General features: G+C 66.9%; 12 protein-coding genes and 3 pseudogenes. 11 read left to right on the top strand and 4 right to left on the bottom strand.

Translation table 11 applies throughout. The annotated features are described in order from the left end of the window. Window positions 1-58: 58 nt before the first annotated feature. From AC5P1C_RS41305 to AC5P1C_RS41265, 9 genes and pseudogenes are all read left to right on the top strand, one after another. The gene (locus AC5P1C_RS41305) at window positions 59-1,132 is read left to right on the top strand and encodes a S1 family peptidase (RefSeq protein WP_493871147.1); all 1,074 of its coding nucleotides are present in this window, start codon (window positions 59-61) and stop codon (window positions 1,130-1,132) included. A gap of 391 nt (window positions 1,133-1,523) precedes the next feature. Beyond that, window positions 1,524-2,981, top strand: a complete 1,458-nt coding sequence (locus AC5P1C_RS41300; RefSeq protein ID WP_493871146.1) for an aspartate ammonia-lyase — start codon at window positions 1,524-1,526, stop codon at window positions 2,979-2,981. After that, window positions 2,978-4,300, top strand: coding sequence for a M18 family aminopeptidase (locus tag AC5P1C_RS41295; RefSeq protein ID WP_493871145.1), 1,323 nt, complete (start codon window positions 2,978-2,980; stop codon window positions 4,298-4,300). The genes AC5P1C_RS41300 and AC5P1C_RS41295 overlap by 4 nt, the downstream gene beginning before the upstream one ends. A gap of 188 nt (window positions 4,301-4,488) precedes the next feature. Continuing rightward, window positions 4,489-6,113, top strand: a pseudogene (locus AC5P1C_RS41290) (peptide ABC transporter substrate-binding protein). Window positions 6,114-6,135: 22 nt separating this feature from the next. Next, a pseudogene (locus AC5P1C_RS41285) lies at window positions 6,136-7,068 on the top strand (ABC transporter permease). Further along, window positions 6,992-7,978, top strand: a complete 987-nt coding sequence (locus AC5P1C_RS41280) for an ABC transporter permease (protein ID WP_493871144.1) — start codon at window positions 6,992-6,994, stop codon at window positions 7,976-7,978. The pseudogene AC5P1C_RS41285 and the gene AC5P1C_RS41280 overlap by 77 nt, the downstream one beginning before the upstream one ends. Window positions 7,979-7,989: 11 nt before the next feature. Further along, the gene (locus AC5P1C_RS41275) at window positions 7,990-9,048 is read left to right on the top strand and encodes an ABC transporter ATP-binding protein (RefSeq protein ID WP_493871143.1); all 1,059 of its coding nucleotides are present in this window, start codon (window positions 7,990-7,992) and stop codon (window positions 9,046-9,048) included. Then, window positions 9,041-10,213 carry an ABC transporter ATP-binding protein gene (locus AC5P1C_RS41270; protein WP_493871142.1) on the top strand — a complete coding sequence of 391 codons (1,173 nt, stop codon included), beginning with the start codon at window positions 9,041-9,043 and terminating at the stop codon, window positions 10,211-10,213. Before AC5P1C_RS41275 ends, AC5P1C_RS41270 begins: the two co-directional genes overlap by 8 nt. A gap of 389 nt (window positions 10,214-10,602) precedes the next feature. Then, window positions 10,603-12,114, top strand: a complete 1,512-nt coding sequence (locus AC5P1C_RS41265; RefSeq protein ID WP_493871141.1) for a leucyl aminopeptidase — start codon at window positions 10,603-10,605, stop codon at window positions 12,112-12,114. Window positions 12,115-12,646: 532 nt separating this feature from the next. On the opposite strand, the gene AC5P1C_RS41260 is transcribed toward AC5P1C_RS41265, so the two are convergent. From AC5P1C_RS41260 to AC5P1C_RS41250, 3 genes are all read right to left on the bottom strand, one after another. Next, the gene (locus tag AC5P1C_RS41260) at window positions 12,647-13,912 is read right to left on the bottom strand and encodes a S8 family peptidase (protein ID WP_493871140.1); all 1,266 of its coding nucleotides are present in this window, start codon (window positions 13,910-13,912) and stop codon (window positions 12,647-12,649) included. A 174-nt stretch (window positions 13,913-14,086) separates the two neighbouring features. Continuing rightward, a complete protein-coding gene (locus tag AC5P1C_RS41255; protein WP_493871139.1) occupies window positions 14,087-15,016 on the bottom strand; it encodes a hypothetical protein in 930 nt (309 codons plus the stop codon). A gap of 639 nt (window positions 15,017-15,655) precedes the next feature. Beyond that, complete coding sequence (locus AC5P1C_RS41250) at window positions 15,656-18,043, bottom strand: S8 family serine peptidase (protein WP_493871138.1); 2,388 nt, start codon at window positions 18,041-18,043, stop codon at window positions 15,656-15,658. Window positions 18,044-18,506: 463 nt separating this feature from the next. Between AC5P1C_RS41250 and AC5P1C_RS41245 the strand changes: the two genes are divergently transcribed. After that, window positions 18,507-19,430 (top strand): hypothetical protein, encoded by a 924-nt coding sequence (locus AC5P1C_RS41245; protein WP_493871137.1) that lies wholly within the window; start codon window positions 18,507-18,509, stop codon window positions 19,428-19,430. Window positions 19,431-19,700: 270 nt separating this feature from the next. Here AC5P1C_RS41245 and AC5P1C_RS41240 read toward each other — a convergent pair. Next, window positions 19,701-19,802 (bottom strand): annotated as a pseudogene (locus tag AC5P1C_RS41240) (nucleotidyl transferase AbiEii/AbiGii toxin family protein); the annotation flags it as partial. Between the two features lie 70 nt (window positions 19,803-19,872). On the opposite strand from AC5P1C_RS41240, the gene AC5P1C_RS41235 reads away from it, so the two are divergent. Continuing rightward, window positions 19,873-20,316, top strand: coding sequence for a hypothetical protein (locus AC5P1C_RS41235; RefSeq protein ID WP_493871136.1), 444 nt, complete (start codon window positions 19,873-19,875; stop codon window positions 20,314-20,316). Window positions 20,317-20,876 lie beyond the last annotated feature (560 nt).

The raw sequence follows: 20,876 nt of genomic DNA, 5'->3' as shown, positions 1-20,876 counted from the left end.
CGCTTCACAGCACCCCGCTCCATCCCAACCTGCTCCTCTCTCCTCCCTGGAGGCTGCTTTGTCCTGCTTACCCCGAACCAACATACGGCTCGCGACGCTGGCCGGTCTCACCGCTGCCGCACTGCTCGGCGGAGCGCTGGCGCTGCCCAGCGCCAGCGCCAGTGACAGCCCTGGCCCCGACGAGTTGTCGGCGGCCGCCGCCGCCCGGCTCACCGACGACCTCGGCGTGCGCGATGCGGGCACGTACTACGACGACGCACGAAAGACGCTGGTCGTCAACGTCCTCGACACGGCAGCCGCCGAGCAGGTCAGAGACGCCGGCGCGAGAGCCCGTATCGTCGACAACTCCCTCGCCGAACTGGCCGCCGCGCAGCGGACGCTGGATGGCAAGACCGCCATTCCCGGCACCTCGTGGGCCATGAACCCCGTGACCAACAGAGTGGGGGTCGAGGCCGACCGCACCGTCACCGGCGGCGCGCTGGCGCGGCTCCAGCGGACGGTCGACGGCCTCGGCGACCGCGCGTCCCTCACCCGGATACCCGGCGAGCTCACGCGGCTCATGTCTGGCGGCGATGCGGTCTACAACACCAGCGGCGGCCGCTGCTCTCTCGGGTTCAACGTCGTCAAGGACGGCAAGCCGCACTTCCTCCTCGCCGGACACTGCGGCAAGAAGGGCACCAAGTGGGGCCCGACGCGGGGCTCCCAGGTCAGTGTCACGGACGACTCACGGTTCCCCGGCGACGACTTCGCCCTGGTGCGCTACACGCAGGACGTCGCGCACCCCAGCGAGGTCAACCTCTACAACGGCAGTACCCAGCAGATCACCAAGGCAGGCGAGGCGACCGTCGGGCAGGAGATCCAGCGCAGCGGCAGCACCACCCAGCTGCGCAGCGGCAAGGTCACCGCCCTGGATGCCACAGTCACGTACAGGGGCGGATACAAGGTCACCGGCCTGATCAAGGCGAACGTCTGCGCGGACCGGGGCGACAGCGGCGGCTCGATGTTCGCCGGCGACACCGCGCTCGGGCTGACCTCCGGCGGTTCGATCGGCTGCGGCGGCGGCAAGAAGGGCCCCATGTACTTCCAGCCGGTCACCGAGGCGCTCACCGCGTACGGCGCCACCATCGGCTGACCACGCGCCGTACGGTGCGGCCATGGGGGCCGGTCGTACGGAGGTAATCGCATGGAGGGCAAGCCGGGCACGTCAGTTCGCGGATACGAAGCGGACCGGCCTGCCCGGCACTGTCTGTGCCGCCGCCGGAGAACTCCAGCGAACACTGCGTTGACAGTGTCAGAAGCCCTGTAAAAGTCCCGGCCGCACGAAGACCTTGTCGCGACTGCGGGCCAGGCAGCAGAGTTCCGGATATGGCGACGCGGCCCCAGCAGGGCGCCGCCGGTCGGGTGTTCGGGAATCGCGCTTGCGCGAGCACGCCCATCGCCACATCAGTCGACAGCAAGGGGTCGGCTGCTGCATGCCCCGACGCACCCGATCACCGGGGTCGGACACAGAGGAGTACCAGCCGATGACGGATAGCACCTTCCGTAGCGAACACGACCTCCTGGGCGAGAGGGAGGTGCCCTCAACGGCGTACTACGGCGTCCACACGCTTCGGGCGCTGGAGAACTTCCCCATCACGGGCACCCCGATCTCGGCCCATCCCGACCTGATCACAGCGCTGGCGTGCGTCAAACAGGCCGCCGCGACGGCCAACCGGCACCTGGGGGTGATCGACGAAGTCAGGGCGGATGCGATCATCGCGGCGTGCGAGGAGATCCGGCGCGGAAAACTGCACGAGCAGTTCGTCGTGGACGTCGTCCAAGGCGGAGCCGGAACCTCGACGAACATGAACGCCAACGAGGTGATTGCCAACCGCGCGCTGGAGCATCTCGGCCACCGGCGTGGTGAGTACCAGCATCTGCACCCACTTGACCATGTGAACGCCTGTCAGAGCACCAACGACGCTTATCCCACCGCTGTGAAGGTGGCCTTGCACCTGGCCGCGCACAGGCTCGAGGGAGCCATGGCCCACCTGCGCCTGGCCTTCGAGGTCAAGGCGCACGAATTCAGCGGCATCATCAAGCTGGGCCGCACACAGCTTCAGGATGCGGTCCCCATGACGCTCGGCCAGGAGTTCGCGACCTATGCCGTCATGCTGTGGGAGGACGAGCAGCGCCTGCGTGAAGCATGCGGCCTGATCTGCGAAATCAACCTGGGCGGTACAGCCATCGGTACCGGGCTCAATGCCCATCCCAGATATGCGCCGCTCGCATGCGCTTACCTGGCAGACATCACCGGTGCTCCGCTTGTACTCGCCGCTGACTTCATCGAGGCCACCCAGGACGTCGGTGCCTTCGTCCAGCTCTCAGGGGTCCTCAAACGGATCGCCGTCAAGCTCTCGAAAACGTGCAACGATCTGCGGCTGCTGTCCTCGGGGCCGCATACCGGCCTGGCGGAGATCAATCTCCCCCCTGTGCAGGCGGGCTCCAGCATCATGCCGGGCAAGGTCAACCCAGTGATCCCCGAGGTGGTCAACCAGATCGCCTTCGGCGTCATCGGCAACGATCTCACGGTCACCCTCGCTGCCCAGGCCGGCCAGCTCCAGCTCAATCCCTTCGAACCGATCATCGCCCACAGCCTGTTCCAGAGCCTCGCGCAACTGCGGGCCGGGTGCCTGATTCTGGCTGAGCGCTGCATCTCCGGCATCACAGCACAGGAGGAACGTCTTCGCGCGGGTGTCGAGCGTTCCCTCAGCCTGGTCACCGCGCTCACCCCGCACATCGGCCACGCCCGTGCCGTCGAGGTGGCTCAGGAGGCATTGGCCACACACCGCCCTGTGGTCGAGATCGTTGTGGAGCGAGGTCTGTTGACCAGGGCCGAGATCGCCGGCATCTTCCAGCCGGAAGCGCTGGTCGACTGCCCCGGCCCACCTGATCCTGCTGATCCTGCCCGGTCGGCGGCGGAAGCCGAGAGTCCGGCATGAGCACTCCCGCCCCGTTCGATCGCGCCCATACCGACGCTCTGATCAGCTTCCTCGTAGCATCGCCGTCGCCCTACCATGCAGCAGCGAACGCCGCCCAGCGGTTGGAGAAGGCCGGTTTCCGCCGGATCGAGGAGACCGCCGACTGGACGGCGGACCATGGAGCAGGCCGCGCCGGCACCGGCGGACACTACGTGCTGCGAGATGGCTCGCTCGTCGCCTGGTACGTACCCGAGGACGCCGAACCCTCCACGCCGTTCCGCATCATCGGGGCTCACACGGATTCCCCGAATCTGAGGGTCAAGCCGGTCCCGGATACGGGGGCCCACGGCTGGCGGCAGGTCGCCGTGGAGATCTACGGCGGGACCCTCCTCAACACCTGGCTCGACCGGGATCTCGGCATCAGCGGGCAGCTCGCCCTGCGTGACGGCTCACGCCGGCTCGTGCACGTCGACCGGCCGCTGCTGCGTGTCCCGCAGCTCGCCGTCCATCTCGACCGGAGCGTCAACACCGACGGACTCAAGCTCGACCGGCAGCGGCACATGGTCCCGGTCTGGGGTCTGGGCGACAGCGCCGAAGGAGACCTGCTCCGTTTCATCGCCGACCACGTAGCTCTGTCGGCGCAGGACATCCGAGGGTGGGACCTGATGGCCCACAGTGTCGAACCCCCCGCCTACCTCGGCCGAGACCATGAACTGCTGGCCGGCCCCAGGATGGACAACCTGATCTCCGTGCACGCCGGCACGGCCGCGCTGGCAGCCGTCTGCGAACAGCCAGGAATCCCGCACATCCCTGTCCTTGCGGCTTTCGACCACGAGGAGATCGGCAGCCGGTCGGACGTCGGCGCTGACGGACCGTTGCTCGGCAACGTACTGGAACGTTCGGTATACGTCCGAGGGGGCGGCTACGAGGAGAAGGCCCGGGCCTTCGCGGGCACCGTCTGCCTGTCCTCCGACACCGGCCACGCGCTGCACCCCAACTTTCCGGAGTATCACGAGCCCGGCCACCACCCCAGGCCGAACGGCGGGCCCCTGCTCAAGGTCAACGCCAGCCAGCGCTACGCAACGGACGGCGGCGGGCGCGCCCTCTTCGTCGATGCCTGCGAGCGGGCCCAAGTGCCGTGGCAGTCGTTCGTCAGCCACAACACCGTGCGCTGCGGCAGCACCATCGGCCCCATCACGGCCGCCAAACACGGCATCAAGACCGTCGACATCGGTGTGGCGATCCTCTCCATGCACTCGGCCCGCGAACTGTGCGGTGCCGAAGACCCCTACCTCCTGGCCAACGCGATGTCGGCCTTCCTACAATCGCCCAGGACTTGACAGCTCGCCTATGCCGCCGAGTCCGGTCACCGCGTGACCCGGCATGGGGCGCCCCTGCGATTGCTTCCCAGGTGCCTTTCCCGAAGGGCGCTCTTGCCGTGCCCCGCACGGCTACGGAATCCGCGGCCCAGGCCACCTTTCCCCTACGAATCAACACAGTTCAATCAATTCATCAGGAGGAATTCCCCATGCGTAGTCCCGCATATACGAAATGGGCCGTCGGCGGGGTATTCATCGCCATGGTCACGACCGCCTGCACTGGCGGCCCGAGCGGCAGCAACAAGAGCTCAGGTCCCTCCGATCCCCGAGGCGTCTTCTCGGTGGAGAACGGCGAACCCCAGAATCCGCTGCAGCCGGCGAACTCACGGGAGACGAACGGCTCCGCTGTCCTCCGTGCTCTGTTCACCCAGCTGGTCGACTTCGACGACAAGGGCAGAGTCGTCCCCGCCAACGCCAAGTCGGTCGAGACGTCGGACAGCAGAACATGGACCGTCAAGCTGAAGGACGGCTGGACCTTCCACAATGGTGAGGCCGTCACGGCCAAGTCCTACGTCGACGCCTGGAACTGGGCCGCCGACACGAGGAACAACCAGACCAACAGCTCCTGGTTCTCCGACATCGAGGGCTTCGAGGACATCCACCCGGAGCACGGAAATCCGAAGACCAACAAGATGTCCGGCCTCAAGGTCGTCGACGACAAGACCTTCACCATCAAACTCACCAGCCCCGTCCCGTACTTCGAGTACAAACTCGGTTACGTCGCCTGGTCCCCCCTGCCCATCGATTTCTACACGGACCCCGAGGGCTACGGGAAGAAGCCGGTCGGCAACGGCCCTTACCAGTTCGGTTCCTGGACGCACAAGAAACAGATCACAGTCAAGACGTTCGCCGGCTACAAGGGCGCCGACAAGCCGGAGAACGGCGGCGTCGTCTTCAGGAACTACACCGCCGTCGAGGCCGCATACTCCGACCTCCTCTCTGACAACCTCGACATCGTCAAGCAGATCGGCCCGAAGGACCTGCCCCAGCGCAAGTCCGATCTCGGTGAACGCGCGATCGACAAGGAGTACAACTCCGTTCAAAGCATCACCCCGGCGTTCTACACGAAGCAGTGGAAGGACATCGACCCCAGGGTGTTGCAGGGGCTGTCCATGGCCATCGACCGCGAAACCATCACCAAGACGGTGCTGAACGGAACCCACGAGCCCGCCACCGGCTTCTCCGCCAAGGGCGTGGCCGGCTACGTCCCGGGCATCGCCGGCGACGTCGTCAAGTACGACCCGAAGAAGGCCAAGGCCCTCATCAAGCAGGGCGGCGGTGTCCCGGAGAACAGGATCTCGATCCAGTACAACGCGGATGAAGGACACAAGGAGTGGGTCGAAGCGGTATGTAACAGCATCCGCCGAGCCGTCGGCGTCGAATGCGTCGGCGACTCCAAGCCCGACTCTCAGACCGACCTCGACACACGCGATGCCAAGAAGGTCAAGTCGATGTACCGCAGGGGCTGGGTACAGGACTATCCGCTGAACGTGAATTTCATGCGTGACCTGTACGGCTCCAAGGCCGACGCGAACACCAGCGGATTCGCCGACAAGGAGATCGACGCCCTTTTCAAGAAGGCGACCGGGCAAAGGATCTGAAGACCAGCATCGCCGCCTACCAGCAGGCCGAACGCGCCCTCATCGAAAAGATGCCGGCGATTCCGCTGTGGTACCCCAAGGCCAACGTCGGCCACTCGAAGAACGTCGACAACGTGAAGATCGACAACTTCGGTGACGTGGAGCTCACCAAGGTCACAGTCAAGCAGTCGTAACCAGCCCTTATGGAGGATAACCATGGGGCGCTACGTCGTACGCCGACTGCTCCAAATGATCCCGGTGTTCATCGGGACGACCCTGCTGATCTTTCTCATGATGTACGCCCTGCCCGGCGACCCCGTGCGAGCGCTCTACGGGGAGCAGTCGGTCGACCCGGCCCAGATCGCCCGGATCAAGGCCGACTAGGGCCTCGACCTGCCCCTCTGGCAGCAATACACGAACTACCTGTGGGACATGATTGCCCATCAGGACCTGGGCCAGCAGATCGCCAGCCGCCGTCCAGTCACCGAGGTCATCGCGGAGGCGCTCCCTGTCACGGCCCGGCTGACGGTTCTCGCGTTCACCATCACCGTCATCGTCGGTATCCCGCTCGGCATCGCAGCCGGTATGCGCGCCGGCAAGAAGACAGACACCGCAATTCTCATCTTCACCCTGACGCTCATCTCGGTCCCGTCGTTCGTGCTCGGCTTCGTATTCCAGAAGTTCTTCGCGCTGCAACTCGGCTGGGTGACCCCGACGGTCCAGGACTCGATGGCCCTCGGTCAACTCCTCCTGCCGGCCACCGTGCTCGCCGCGCTTTCCCTCGCCTATGTCGCACGACTCACTCGCACGTCCATCGCCGAGAACATCCATGCCGACTATGTGCGCACAGCCGTGGCGAAGGGCCTACCACGCCGACGGGTCATGAGCATGCACCTGATGCGCAACTCGATGATCCCCGTGGTCACCTTTCTCGGGATCGACCTCGGCAACCTGATGACCGGAGCAATCGTGACCGAGGGGATCTTCAACGTCCAGGGCATCGGAAAAGCGGCCTTCGACGCGCTGTCCCGACGAGAGGGCGGCACCGTCGTGGGCATCGCCACATTGATGGTTGCCGTCTACCTCGTCGTCAACCTGCTCGTCGACCTCCTGTACGCCGTGCTGGACCCGAGGATTCGCTATGCCTGAACAGACGGCACCCACACGCGACGCCGGTCCGGCGCCCGGAAGGCCCCGCAGCCTCACGTCCGACGCCTGGCACGACTTGCGCCGCAGTCCGAAGTTCCTGGTCTCCGCGATCCTGATCCTGAACCTGATCCTGATCGCGGCGGTACCGGACCTCTTCATCAGCGGAAACGTCTCTCCCCGCGACGGCGATCTGCAGCGCCACTTCCTGCGACCGCCCGAGATCGGCCACCTCTTCTCGCCCGAGTGGTTCGGCTACGACTCACAGGGCAGGTCCATCTACGCCCGCATCCTGCACGGCACCCGTGCCTCGATCGTCGTCGGAGTCAGCGTCATGGCCATCGTCGTGGCCATCGGCGGTCTCCTCGGCCTGTTGGCCGGCTACTTCGGCGGTTGGCTCGACTCGGCCCTATCACGGATCACCGACGTCTTCTTCGGTATCCCGTTCCTGCTCGGTGCCATGGTCGTCCTGAACACGTTCCCACGCCGGTCCGTCGGGGTCGTCATCCTCGCGATGACCTTCCTCGGCTGGACACAGGTCGCCCGTGTGATGCGCGGCTCCGTGATCGTGGTCAAGCAGGCCGACTACGTCATCGCCGCAAGAGCCTTGGGCGCATCCACCTGCCGAATACTGGTGAGGCACATCCTCCCGAACGCCGTAGCCCCAGTGATCGTGGTCGCGACCATCGCACTCGGCGGATACATCACCGCTGAGGCCACCCTGTCCTTCCTGGGCATCGGCCTTTCCGAACCAACCATCTCCTGGGGCATCGACATCTCGACGGGCAAGGACCAACTGCGCAATGCGCAATACGTCCTGTTCTTCCCGGCGGCCATGCTCAGCGTCACGGTGCTGGCGTTCCTCATGTTCGGGGACGCGGTGCGTGACGCCCTTGACCCCAAGTCGCGCTGAGGGAGGCGTACATGAGCACCAACGACAGAACCCGCAAGGTCTCCGTACCATGCGCGGACGGCCTTGAGGGCGCTCCGCTCCTCGAAGTCCGAAACCTCCACGTGGAGTTCCACACGCGCGACGGTGTGGCCAAGGCCGTCAACGGCGTCACCTACAGCGTCGATGCCGGCGAGACCCTGGCCGTGCTGGGGGAGTCCGGTTCCGGCAAGTCGGTCACCGCCCAGGCCATCATGGGCATCCTCGACATGCCTCCAGGCAAGATTCCGCAGGGCGAAATCCTCTTCCGCGGCCAGGACATGCTGCGCATGTCCCATGAGGAGCGCCGGAGGATCCGCGGCCGGAGGATCGCCATGATCTTCCAGGACGCGCTGTCCTCTCTGAACCCGGTGCTGAGCGTGGGCTATCAGCTCGGTGAGATGTTCCGGGTGCACCAGGGGCTTTCAAGGAAGGAAGCCGAGACCAGAGCCGTCGAGCTGATGGACCGGGTGCGCATCCCAGCGGCCGACAAGCGGGTGAGGGACTATCCGCACGAGTTCTCCGGCGGCATGCGGCAGCGCATCATGATCGCGATGGCTCTGGCGCTGGAGCCGGAACTGATCATCGCGGACGAGCCGACCACCGCGCTTGATGTGACGGTGCAGGCGCAGGTGATGGACCTGCTCGCGGAGCTCCAGAGCGAGTACAACATGGGGCTGATCCTGATCACCCACGACCTCGGCGTGGTAGCCGACGTCGCGGACAAGATCGCGGTGATGTACGCCGGCCGGATCGTCGAGACCGCGCCGGTGCACGACATCTACGCCCGGCCCGCCCACCCATACACCAAGGGCCTGCTGGAGTCGATTCCGCGGCTGGACCAGAAGGGCCAGGAGCTGTTCGCCATCAAGGGCCTGCCGCCGAACCTCCTGCGAATCCCCGCCGGTTGCGCCTTCAACCCGCGCTGCCCGCAGGCACAGGAAATCTGCCACGGTGAGGTTCCCGCGCTGGCGCCCGTCACCGGCGCCGACGGCGCGGAGCTCGTGGGCCGGAACAGCGCCTGCCACTTCTGGAAGGAAACTCTCGATGCCTGAGCTTTCCCAGGGCGGCCCCCCGGGCGTCCTCTCCGACACGGACGAAGTGAGGCACGTCGAGGCGGCCATCGCTCGGCCGGTGCGGCGCGGTGAACCGATCCTTGAAGTGCGCAACCTGGTCAAGCACTTCCCGCTGACCTCAGGCATCCTGTTCAAGAAGCAGACCGAGGCGGTCAAAGCTGTCGACGGAGTCTCCTTCGAACTGCACCAGGGCGAGACCCTGGGCATCGTGGGCGAGTCCGGATGCGGCAAGTCCACCATGGCCAGGCTGCTGATGAACCTGGAGCGGGCCAGTGCGGGCGAGGTGCTGTACAAGGGGCGGGACATCGCCCGGTTGTCGGGGCGTGCGCTGAAGGCGGTGCGCCGCAACATCCAGATGGTGTTCCAGGATCCGTACACCTCGCTGAATCCGCGGATGACGGTCGGTGACATCATCGGTGAGCCGTTCGACATCCACCCGGAGGTGGCGCCGAAGGGGTCACGGCGTGCGAAGGTGCAGGATTTGCTGGACGTCGTGGGACTGAATCCGGAATACGTCAACCGGTATCCGCACCAGTTCTCTGGCGGTCAGCGTCAGCGCATCGGGATCGCGCGAGGTCTCGCGCTGAATCCGGAGATCATCATCTGTGACGAGCCGGTGTCGGCGCTGGACGTGTCGGTTCAGGCCCAAGTGGTGAACCTGATGGAGGAGTTGCAGGACGAGTTCAACCTGTCCTACATGTTCATCGCGCATGACCTGTCGGTCGTGCGGCACATCTCCGACCGGGTCGGGGTGATGTATCTGGGGAAGATGGTGGAGATCGGTTCCGACACCGAGATCTACGACCACCCGACCCATCCCTACACCCAGGCGCTGCTGTCGGCGGTGCCGGTTCCCGACCCGGCCGAGCGCGAGAGCCGTGAGCGGATCATCCTGACCGGTGATGTGCCCTCCCCGGCCAACCCGCCCTCGGGCTGCCGCTTCCGTACCCGCTGCTGGAAGGCACAGGACCGGTGCGCGAGCGAGGCCCCGCTGCTGGTGGTCCCGGAGCGCTTCCGAAGCGGCAACTCCCCGGCGGCCCATGCATCGGCATGCCACTTCGCCGAGGAGAACTGGGTCCTCCATCCCACGGCGCCGGCAGTAGAGAGTTCTGAAGTCGGACCGGATAATGCGACGACGACATGAACGATGCCTTCGGGCACAATCCCGGGGTAGATGCCGAAAGGCAGCCGGTAGGCGATCATCGTGTGGCCGCCCGGCTCGCCCTCGCCCTCGCCCTCACCCTCGACCGTCGCTCCGAGGGCCTCGGCGCGGCGGTCGCCGGAACCGCCCCCGCACGCACGCACCGGATTTGCCGTGACCGCGCTGGTCACGGCCTGCGCGGCCGCGCTCGTTGGCCCGTACGCCGCACCCCGCCACGCCCTCGCGGCCCTCGGCTGAAATTCGTGGTCAGGGTGATCGAAGCGCCACCGCCGTGAGGGTCAAGGGCGCCCGCTCGCAGGCTCTCCTGCGTGTGAGGTGCCGATCCGCCTCGCCGCACCCTCAGAACTCAACGGAAGCGAGATTTCACTAGCATGACTGCTCTCACTCTCAGCGCTGCAGGTGCTGCGACGCTGCGCGCCGACGCCCTCGTCGTCGGCGTGGCGAAGGGCGCCAAGGGCCCGGTCGTCGCCCCGGGCGCCGAGGCCGTCGACAAGGCATTCGGCGGCAGGCTCGCCTCCGTTCTGAAGACCCTCGGCGCCGCCGGTGGCGAAGGCGAGATCACCAAGCTGCTCGCGCCCTCCGCCTTCAAGGCCCCGGTCGTGCTCGCGGTCGGTCTCGGCGCAGCGCCCGAGAGCGACGAGGCGTACGGCACCGAGGCCCTGCGCCGCGCCGCCGGTGCCGCCGCGCGTGCGCTGACCGGTGCCAAGAAGTCCGCCTTCGCGCTGCCCATAGAGTCCGTCGAGGACGCGGAGGCGATCGCCGAGGGCGCACTGCTCGGCGCGTACGCGTTCACCGCGTACCAGGAGAACGGCAAGGACGCGAAGAAACCGCTCGCCGAAGTAGTCCTGCTGGGCGCCAAGCTCCGCGACAAGGCGTTCGAGGCCGCCGCGGAGCGCGCCGTCGCGCTGACCGAGGAGATCAACTGCGCGCGCGACCTGATCAATACCCCGCCGAACGACCTCACCCCCGAGTCCTTCGCCACCGTGGCCAGCGCCGTCGGCGAGGAGCACGGCGTCGAGGTGCAGGTGCTGGACGAAAAGGCACTGGTCAAGGGCGGCTTCGGCGGCATCCTCGGCGTCGGCCAGGGCTCGCAGAACCCGCCACGTCTGGTGAAGCTCTCCTACACCCACTCCCAAGGCGCCAGGCACCTGGCGCTGGTAGGCAAGGGCATCACGTACGACTCAGGCGGCATCTCCCTGAAGCCGGCCAGTCGCAACCAGACGATGAAGTGCGACATGAGCGGTGCGGCCGCCGTGTTCGCCACGGTCGTCGCGGCCGCGCGTCTGGATCTCGAGGTCAACGTGACCGGCTGGCTGGCGCTCGCCGAGAACATGCCATCCGGCACGGCCACCTGCCCAGGGGACGTGCTGCGGATGTACAGCGGCAAGACGGTCGAAGTGCTCAACACCGACGCCGAGGGCCGGCTGGTACTGGCCGACGCGCTGACGAAGGCGTCGGAGGAAAACCCGGACGCGATCGTCGACGTGGCGACACTCACCGGCGCGATGGTGCGGGCGCTGGGCAACCGTACATTCGGCATCATGGCGAACGACGACGCCTTTCGTACCTCGATCCACGAGATCGCCGAGGAGGTCGGCGAGGCGTCCTGGCCAATGCCGCTCCCCGCCGACCTGCGTAAAGGCATGGACTCGCCGACCGCCGACATCGCGAACATGGGCGAGCGGATGGGCGGCGGGCTCGTGGCTGGCCTGTTCCTGCAGGAGTTCGTGGGCGAGGGCATCACCTGGGCCCACCTGGACATCGCCGGCCCGGCGTTCCACAAGGGCGCACCGTTCGGCTACACACCGATGGGCGGGACGGGTTCGGCGATCCGCACGCTGGTGAAGCTGGCGGAGCGGACGGCCGCGGGCGAACTGGGCTGACGTGGTCGGGGCAGGTCCGCGTCGCGGGCGCGAGTCGCGCTGCGGCGGGTCCCCACCCCGCCCCTTCCGGAAACCGGGCAGGCCCCGGACTGAACCGCTCCGGTTTCGGTGGAGGTGGTCTGCCCCGGGCCTGATCGAGTCGAGTTGCTGGACAATTGACCATCCAGCAGCCTTCGGAGGCCATGATGCCCCGCAGCTATCCACCCGAGTTCCGTCGCAACGTCCTGATCTCGTTGAGTCCGGCCGGAAGGTCGCCGACGTCGCCCAGCTCCTCGGCATCAGCGATCAGACGATCTACATCTTGCGCCGCCAACACGTCGTCGATACCGGGCAGTTGCCCGGCTCTACCAGAACGCGCACGGGGCAGTAACGCACCCAACGGCCCTCCGCGGCAGGGGACTCATGAGCACCGCCACCACCCCAGCACTCATAGGCCGAGGCGGTGACGGTACGGGTGGGAAGCCGGTCTGTGGGGCAGGCTGCCGTCGGTTGACGTACCGCGCGACGTCGGCGGGACGCCGCGCGTGCGATGTCAGAAGCGGCTGTAGAGCAGCTTGTTCGGTGATCCCGGTCCGATGTCGGACAGTGCCCCGTTGGTTGACGCGGCGAGCATGGCGCTGGTGACCTGCGACGGCGAGGCCGAGGGGTGCGCGGCGAGATACAGCGCCGCGGCGCCCGCAGCATGGGGCGCCGCCATGGAGGTTCCGCTCTTGGTCGCGGTGTCCGAGTCGGAGTCGATCCCTGCCGACAGGATGCTCCCACCGGGAGCGAACAGATCCACACAGCGACCGTAGTTGGAATTGTGGCGCCGTGTGTCCGTGGCCTCGGAGGCCCCCACGGTGATGGCCCGGGGCTCTCGGGCCGGCGACTGGAGGCAGGCGTCGCGGTCGTCGTTGCCCGCCGAAGCCGTGACGATCACGCCTTGTGCGACGATGCCCGCCACCGCGTCGTCCACGGCGTCGGAGGCACTCTGGCGGATGCTGATGTTCGCCACGGCGGGTTTGACGGCGTGCTTCGCCACCCAGTCGTAACCGTCGAGTATTTCGTCGGTCTCTCCACTGCCTTCGCAGTTCAGCACCCGTACCGAGACGAGCTTGACGCCCTTGGCGATCCCGTACTTCAGTCCTCCGATCGTCCCGGCCACGTGTGTGCCGTGACCCCTGCAGTCACCCGCGGTCGGGTCACCGGCCGCGAAGTCCCAGCCGTAGCGGGCGCGCCCGTCGAACTCGTCGTGGCTGATCCGGATCCCTGAGTCGATTACGTACGCCGTCACATTGGATGCCGTCGAGTCGTGGGTGTAGCTGCCGCTCAGCGGAAGGCTCCGCTGGTCCACCCGATCCAGCCCCCATACGGGGTCCTTCTGCGTTTCGTCCTGATGCGCGACGCGGTTCTGCTCCACGTATGCGACGGCGGGGTCTGCGGACAGCCTCAGGGCTTGCGCCTCGGTCGCGGTGGCGGTGAAGCCCTTGAGGGCTGTGGCGTAGGCGTGTTGGCTCCTGGCCGGCTCCGTTCCGGCGTGTGTCTTCCGCAACAAGTTGTTGCCGAACTCCCTTACGGACGCGGTGTTCCGGAGCTGTGCCCGGTCGGCTGCGCCGGAGCCGTCACGCTTGAGTACGACGATGTACTCGCCTTTCACCGCTCCGGGGGCACCGGCGCCCCGAATTCGCTGCATTTTACTCGCGCTCGGATCATCGGCCGCGAGGGCGTCGGCACCCGCGGCGCCGACGAGAGCGACGAGCGCCATCGCACCGGCGAAGACCTTTCCATACGTCTTTCTGGCATGCCATACGTTCCACACGTCGAAATCCTCTCGGGGGACGGCATTGGGTTCTCGGCCGTGGGGCGTGCGCCGAATGCACTCGCAATCGACGGAGATTCTGCGCACGGGCCAGCGAGAAATAGGCTGATCCTGCAGGGGCCACTCGGCAAGGCCCATTGAGTGGTGGGGTTTTGACAGATTTTCTGCTGCGCGTCAACGCGAAGTGCGAACCTCTCGGCGGGTGTTCGCGCCCGGCCATTTCCAACAGATTCCATGGACGCCGGGCAGGCACCGTGCGGGCAGCATGAACACACTGTGCGAGGCATCCGGAACGATGGCGCTGCATTGCCGCAGCTCCAGTGCTCTCCCCGGGCGGTAGTACGTCTGGCAGCTCTCAGGGACGGCATCGGGATGGAAGTAGACATGCAGGAGGTACTCCCGCAGGCGCGTCCTGGTGAACCGCTCGTGGAATGTGGACGGCCGGCGGCAGGCACCGATCAGGACGTCGTAGTCGACGATCACCGTTTCGTTCGACCGCAGAGGACGTCCGAACGTGACGTCAGCCACCACATAGTTGAGCTCACGGTCGAACCGAACCGCGACGAGCGTCCCGCACCGGACGATCACATCAACGGAATCTGCGCTGCCGTCGACGCGGTGCAGGAAGGTGTAGTGGTCCGCACCCTCCCGCGCCGCTCGCAACACCTGGGTCCCGCAGATCTGCCGGACACTGCCACGGGCGTCCAGGTGCACGACCTCCCTGCTGGACAGCACGGCCAGGTCCTCGTTGAAGTGCTCGAACGCCGTCCCCAAGGCCTTCTCCTGGGCCGAGTCGATCCCGTACACGCGCTGCGAGGCGGCCAGGTCCTGAAGGTGGGCGCTCGACCGCCCGCGGGGGCGTTTGGGCGGAAGGAGAGACATCAGGGAGCCCGCCGGCAGGGCGAGAAGGGATTCCAGCGCCTCGACCGCGAGCAGCGACTGGGGGTGCTCGGGGTGCCTGCTGCCGCGCTGCCAGTGACTCAGAGTCGCGGTGCTGATGCTGATCCCACGCCGCGCCAGGTGGTGGCGTACCCGGTCCAGGGGCAGACCGCGCCGGGCCAGTGCTACCCGCAGTGCCCCCGCGAACGCGTTTGGGTCAGACACTTCATCTGCGCGGCCCGTGCCGACGACGTCCGTGGGTGCCGGCGGGCTTGCGGGAAATTCCTGTTGATTACTGGCAGTTCGGTCGGAGGCGTCCATCGTGCATTCTCCAGTGTGTGACCCGGACGGTGTGACCGGTTTTCACGGCGACCGAGGCCAGGGTCGCGGTGGCGTTGCCCGCGGCCGAGCCGTCGATCGAACGTTTCGACACGGGCCCCGGCCGAACTGCCCGGCACGCCAGCCACGTTGACGTTGGGAACATAGGCAGGCCCCTCCTTGGGGAGCGGATCTGGACACACCCCTCCGAAAGGCTTTCGCTCGCCGAGATCGTGAGAGCCCCGTCCGAATCCTTGCGGTAGAGGTAGAGGGGCCTGGGTGTAGTCGGTGCAGTCGGCGGCGAACGTAGCGAAGCGGAACCGTTCCGTGCCGGCCGGGATGGTGACGGGGTACGAGGCGGTGTGGGCGCCCGCCGTCGGCCTGTCACTGTCGAACGGCCGGGTGTCGGCATTGTTCAACTCGTAGGCCCGGCGGGCGGCGACGATCCCGTTCGCCACGGAGTTCAGCGTGCCGGTCTTGCAGACCCGCACCTGGCCTTCGGCGTGACCCGGCGTTCCGGTGCCGACCGCTGGCGGGGGCTTTGGCTCAAGTCCGCCTGACCACGATGGGACTGCGCACGCTGTTGTGGCCGCCGGCCCATACCAGGGAGCCGAAGGCGTAGGTGTCTGCAGGGGCGTTGGTACGAGTGAGGGTCACTCGGTAGGTAGCGGACTCGCCGCGACGCAGGTCCAGGAAGCGTGGGCTGACGGTGGCGGAAAAGCCCTTGGGGGCCTGAACCGATGCCCGATAGACCGCTCGCTTGCCCATATTGGTGACGGTTCGGGTTACGGTCTGGTTGCCGGACAAGTCACCGACTGCGATGGATGGTTGGTTCAGATTGCTGGGATCGGTCTCCTTTATCCCTGCGCAGCCGTCGGAGCCGTCGGTGGTGGGGGGTTGCTGACCGATGGCGCACACGTACTGCAGCCACTCGTCGGGATCGGTTTCGTACACCAGGCCAGGATCGAACGCCGACGCCGGAGCAACGTGCCCCGAGCCGTGGTCGAACGGGGTGGCAGCCTTGCCGCCGCGCTGGATCGGCGCTCCGGAGCTGTCCTTTTGCGAGGCCGTAGTCATGAGCGCGGACTTCACCGCCGCGGGAGACCACCGAGGGTGCTTGGCCCGCAGGAGTGCGGCGATGCCCGCCAGGTGCGGGGCCGACATCGAAGTTCCGGACGACAGGTCGAAGTCGCGGCCGTAGTGGCTGTCGCGGGACGTGCCGGCCAGCACGTCGACACCGGGTCCGGTGATGTCCGGCTTGAGGAGGTCTCCGCCGCCCGCGGGTGCGGGGCCGTACGAGGAGAACGCGGCCATGGAGGGCGCGGTCTGCGTGTACTGCTCGCCCGCCCCCAGGCTCGCGGTCGGCGCCGCCTCGGACGCGTACGTTTTTACCTCGGCGCCGTCGGTGTCGGAGATATGGATCGTCGGCACGAGGTGGTTGTCGGCGTTGAGGCTGTTGGCCTCGGCATTGCGGAGCACCATGCCGACACCCCCGGCTTCCTTGACGGAACGGGACTTCTCAACCCGGGATCCGGTGAGCCGCTCACAGAGCACGACCCTGCCCGTGACCTTCACCGGATCGAGTGTGCCGGGAATACACCCCTCGACCTCGACCGGGTCGGCACCGGCACGTCCGGCGTCATGGGAGTCGACCAGCGGCGCGGAGGGCACTGCTTCGCCGCTGCCCGCTCCGCTGTAGGTCCTGCCGTCGCCCAGGGTGAGCCTAGCCCGCCAGGCACGCGGGTGGGTCGAGGCCGCGACGGTCATGGTCCAGGGCGCGTTGTGGGCGACGGAGGGGTTCGCGGAGTCGCCGTTGTTGCCCGCTGAGGTGACCACGACGACACCGGCCTTGGCAGCGTGAAAGAAGGCGGTCTCCACAGCGTCCGTCACCGAGGTCGTGGAACCGGATATGGAGTAGTTGATGACGTCCACACCGTCCGCGACAGCCTGGTTGATTGCCGCCACCGCGTCGATGGTGGCGCGGGAGCATCCGCCGCCCGGCCGGACCACCCAGCATGTCTTGTACACCGCGAGGCGGGCCGCCGGGGCCATCCCCGACACCTTGCCCATCGGCCTGCCGTCTACGGTCGCGATCACGCCGTGGTCGCCGGCGGCGGTGGAGGCGGTGTGGGTGCCATGACCGAGGAAGTCCCGGGGCGAGAGGTACTCGGCGTCCATGGGCTTGGCTCCCGCGTGGAAGTAGCGGGCTCCTATCACCTTGTTGTTGCAGGTGACCGGCGCCTCGTCGCCTCGGTCACAGGTGCCCTTCCACTTCTTCGCGATCAGTGCCGCGTCGGGACGTGGTTCGGGCAGCGGGGCGAAGGACTTGTTCTCCGGAACGTATCCTGAGTCGATCACACCGACGATCACGCCCTCGCCCGCGTGCTCGTCCCCCTTGAACTCCTTCTCCCAGACGCCGCGCCGCCCGCTCAGCCCGAGGAAGCCGGGCGTGGCCGTCGTGTCCGCCTTGAGCAGAGTGTTCGGCTCCAAGGAGATCACGCCTTTTGCCGCCGCGAGTTGGGCGGCCTGACGAGCGGTCAGCTTTGCCGCGAAACCGTTGAAGGCCACATCATAGACATGCAAGGGCTTGATGTCCGGGACCGTTGCCAGGACAGCCGCTCGCTGCTTGGACAGATGCGCCCGGTAGGCCCGGGACACGGCGGAACGGGGGTCCAGTTTCGCGCCCCTGGACGGCGCGGTCGCCTTGAGTCCTGTGGTCCCGCCGTCGTACGAGGCCAGTGGTGCCTCGGCAAGCCGCACCAGGTAGAGGCCGGCGGAGTACCGGGCTGCGCCGCCCTCCTCTCCCCCCGCTGCGTCGTCCGCCGCAGACGCGACGGCGAAGGCGGGCGGCTCCGGTGCGGGTGCGGGACCGGCGTGCCCCGGCGTCGAACCGGCCGCCACGAGCAAGGCTGCGGCGAGCAGTGCAGGAGGCATCGCGCCCCGACCGATTCTTCGCCTGCGATGTCCATGGGCCATGAGGAACCTCCGAAGGGTGTGAGCTTGTGCCGCGACGCGGAAGGTGGCGCACAGCCTCGCCGTGAGCCGTCGCGGTCTACAAGTGCCCGACGCGGGTGGAATATCCAGTGAGTTGGGATACGCGCGACGGCATCCGAGAGGCTGGCCAGGCCCTGCCTTTGGCGGAACATGCGGCCCGATGTGCCGCCCCACCTCCACATATGCCTGCGCCCGACGGTTGACTACGATCGGGCGGCAGAGCATCATCCACTCCACCGATGCCTCGACAGCACGCGGCAGCCCCGGTCTCCCGCCCGAACATGGCGGAACTGCGCCGCGTACCGCCCCGTCCGCGGCCATGCGGACCGAGATCATGACAGTCCGGGAGAACCTCGTGATCCCCGTAGCCGAGAACACCCGAGAACATCCCAGAACACATCCGATGACCGACCCGAAGCTGGCTGAAGCGCTGCGCAACGGCCCGTTCAGCGAGGCATTGCAGCTGGCCATCCGCGGCCGCGGTCTCACTCTGGACCGTATTCAGCACCGCTTGCGGCAGCGAGGGCTGGCCATCAGCACCACGGCGCTCAGTTACTGGCAGCGTGGGCACAACCAGCCGGAGAGGCCCGAGTCACTGCGGGCCGTGGCAGAGCTGGAGAACGTCCTCGGTTTGCCTGGAGGATCCCTGCGAACCCTGATCGGTCCTCCCCGGCCGCGGGGCAGATGGCTCGAGCACACGCCCGGCATGCTCTCCGCCGACCAGCTCTGGGATGCCTGGACGGAATTGATGGACACCCTCTCCCGCATCGGAGCGTCGCCCGAGGACTTCAGCACGTTCACCTCGGTCGCCACCCACAAGCGCACCGTCGTCGACGCCAACGGACACACGGCAAGCACGAGAAGGAACGTGACCGTGCGGGCCGAGGAGGACGGCTTGCGCCGGATCGTGCTCATCTCCCGAGAGCGCGACATCCCCCAGCCCCCCGAAGTCGCGAGCACCGCTTACTGCCGACTGGGCCGCACACATCGCGACAACAGCAGTGGATTCCAGGCCATCGAGCTGCTTCTCGACCACGAACTGCGCCACGGCGAGTACGCGACGATCCAATTCGAGATCGTCTACCCGCAGGGGAACGCCAGCACCGTGTCCCGCCTGTTCATGAGGAATCCCAGACGACAGCTCACCCACGAAGTGATCTTCTCTCCCGAGGTCTTGCCAGCCGGCTGTGGCTGGTTCTACCGGCCACAGCTGATCGCCCCCCTCGCCGAGGAGACAGAGCTGCGGCTCGGTACGTCACACATTGCCCAGTACGTGGTAATGGACCCCAGCCCAGGTATCTACGGCATTCGATGGAACTGGGACTGACCAAGCTCACCGCGCTCAACGCGCCGGCAAATCCGGAGGCCCTGGCAGCTGGCCGCCCTTCGCCGACACGCCTCCGACGCCACCAGGCCGACGCGTGTGAGATTCCGTAGTCCTGTAACAGCCATTTGGAGCTGTGGCCTGTCGGCGCATGTACGGGATCCATGCCCTCGGTCCTTCGGCGCTGGCGGCCTACCTCTGCCATGGCGGATCGTTCGCCTACCTCGGGTGGTGTGCGTGACAAGGCCGCCACTCAGCCAGGCCACAGCGAAAGTGTTGATGAACGGTGTAGCCGCCGGTGATGACCAGGGGATAGGGCGCGCCGATGGCCGGGACGTCGGCCAGGAGCCGGCGGTGCAGGTCGCTCAGGTTCATGCGGCCGCCGTGGCGCCGGCGCTGGCCAGTTCAGCATGGCAAGGCTCTCGTTATCCCCAGGATGCCGTCAATGGCCGACGAGAGCTCACCGCTTGTCTGCAAGCTGACGTCCGAGCAGCTCGCGGGGGAGGGGTTTTGGGAACTAGCGTTGCATGCCGGGGCCCGGATCCTCTATGCGGAATTCGAAATTCTCGATGCAAGCGACCTGCTGAGGGCGGCGGAGGAAGACGGCGTTCCGGAGTTCACCGCGCAGGAGAGGGCGCAGTGGTGCTCCTTGCAGCGACGCATTCGTGATCTTCATGGGCGCTGTGCCGGGGCTGAGCTGGGCTATTCCGATGGGGCGGTACTACTCACTTGGAGTGAGGAAGTCGCCTGGGCCAGCGAATTTGGGGAGGAGGTAGAGGAGTTGTGGGGGCGCCATGAGGCCGTGAAGGAATCCGTGTCGGACGACAAGTCGGCGATGGGCGAGCCGTTGCCCGCGTACTCTCTGGGGCGGATGGGTTGGTACGTTTGAAGGTCCCCAGTTGTCAGGCCACTTCGGTCTCGCGGGCGAGGGCTTGAGCTAGTGCCGAGGGCGCAGGTCGCGGCGGGTAGTGACGAGGCTTCGCCACCGGCTGCTCATGTCGCTGCGGTAGTGCACTTCTCGAAGGCCGCGGCGTAGTGCCCGCGTGAGGTGCTCGGGGTCGGTGAGGCCGTGTTGGCCTGGCATCCGGTGCGCCAAGGGGCGTGGGTCATCCAGTGCCCTTCGGCAGGACGCCGCGCCCGCCCCCAACTGCTGAGGTGCGGGCGCGGGCCGCAAAGCCGCACGATCTGACTGCTACTTTCGCAGGCGGCTTGCGAGTGAGATACCGAGTCCTGCCACGATGGCCGTGCCTCCTACGGCCATGAGGACGTAGCCAGGGCTAGTTCCGGTCAGAGCGGCGATGCCGAATGCCGCCCCGGCCAAGGCCAGGATGCCGACTCCGGCAGCGGCTCGCTTCTTGGAATCGCTGGTCACTAACTGGCCCTAACAAAGGCGTTGTACGTGTCGGTGAGTGATCAGGCAGACGGCGATGCCGAGGAAAGCTTCATGGA

Source organism: Streptomyces sp. A18, from assembly GCF_059026065.1.
Note: the sequence above shows the minus strand (reverse complement) of the source record. Positions and strands in the feature narration are given on the sequence as shown.

Coding starts and splice junctions, on each gene's coding strand:
- AC5P1C_RS41300 (WP_493871146.1), top strand. CDS start 1,524: ATGACGGATAGCACCTTCCGTAGCGAACACGACCTCCTGGGCGAGAGG.
- AC5P1C_RS41295 (WP_493871145.1), top strand. CDS start 2,978: ATGAGCACTCCCGCCCCGTTCGATCGCGCCCATACCGACGCTCTGATC.
- AC5P1C_RS41275 (WP_493871143.1), top strand. CDS start 7,990: ATGAGCACCAACGACAGAACCCGCAAGGTCTCCGTACCATGCGCGGAC.
- AC5P1C_RS41270 (WP_493871142.1), top strand. CDS start 9,041: ATGCCTGAGCTTTCCCAGGGCGGCCCCCCGGGCGTCCTCTCCGACACG.
- AC5P1C_RS41265 (WP_493871141.1), top strand. CDS start 10,603: ATGACTGCTCTCACTCTCAGCGCTGCAGGTGCTGCGACGCTGCGCGCC.
- AC5P1C_RS41250 (WP_493871138.1), bottom strand. CDS start 18,043: ATGCCTCCTGCACTGCTCGCCGCAGCCTTGCTCGTGGCGGCCGGTTCG.
- AC5P1C_RS41245 (WP_493871137.1), top strand. CDS start 18,507: ATGACCGACCCGAAGCTGGCTGAAGCGCTGCGCAACGGCCCGTTCAGC.
- AC5P1C_RS41235 (WP_493871136.1), top strand. CDS start 19,873: ATGGCCGACGAGAGCTCACCGCTTGTCTGCAAGCTGACGTCCGAGCAG.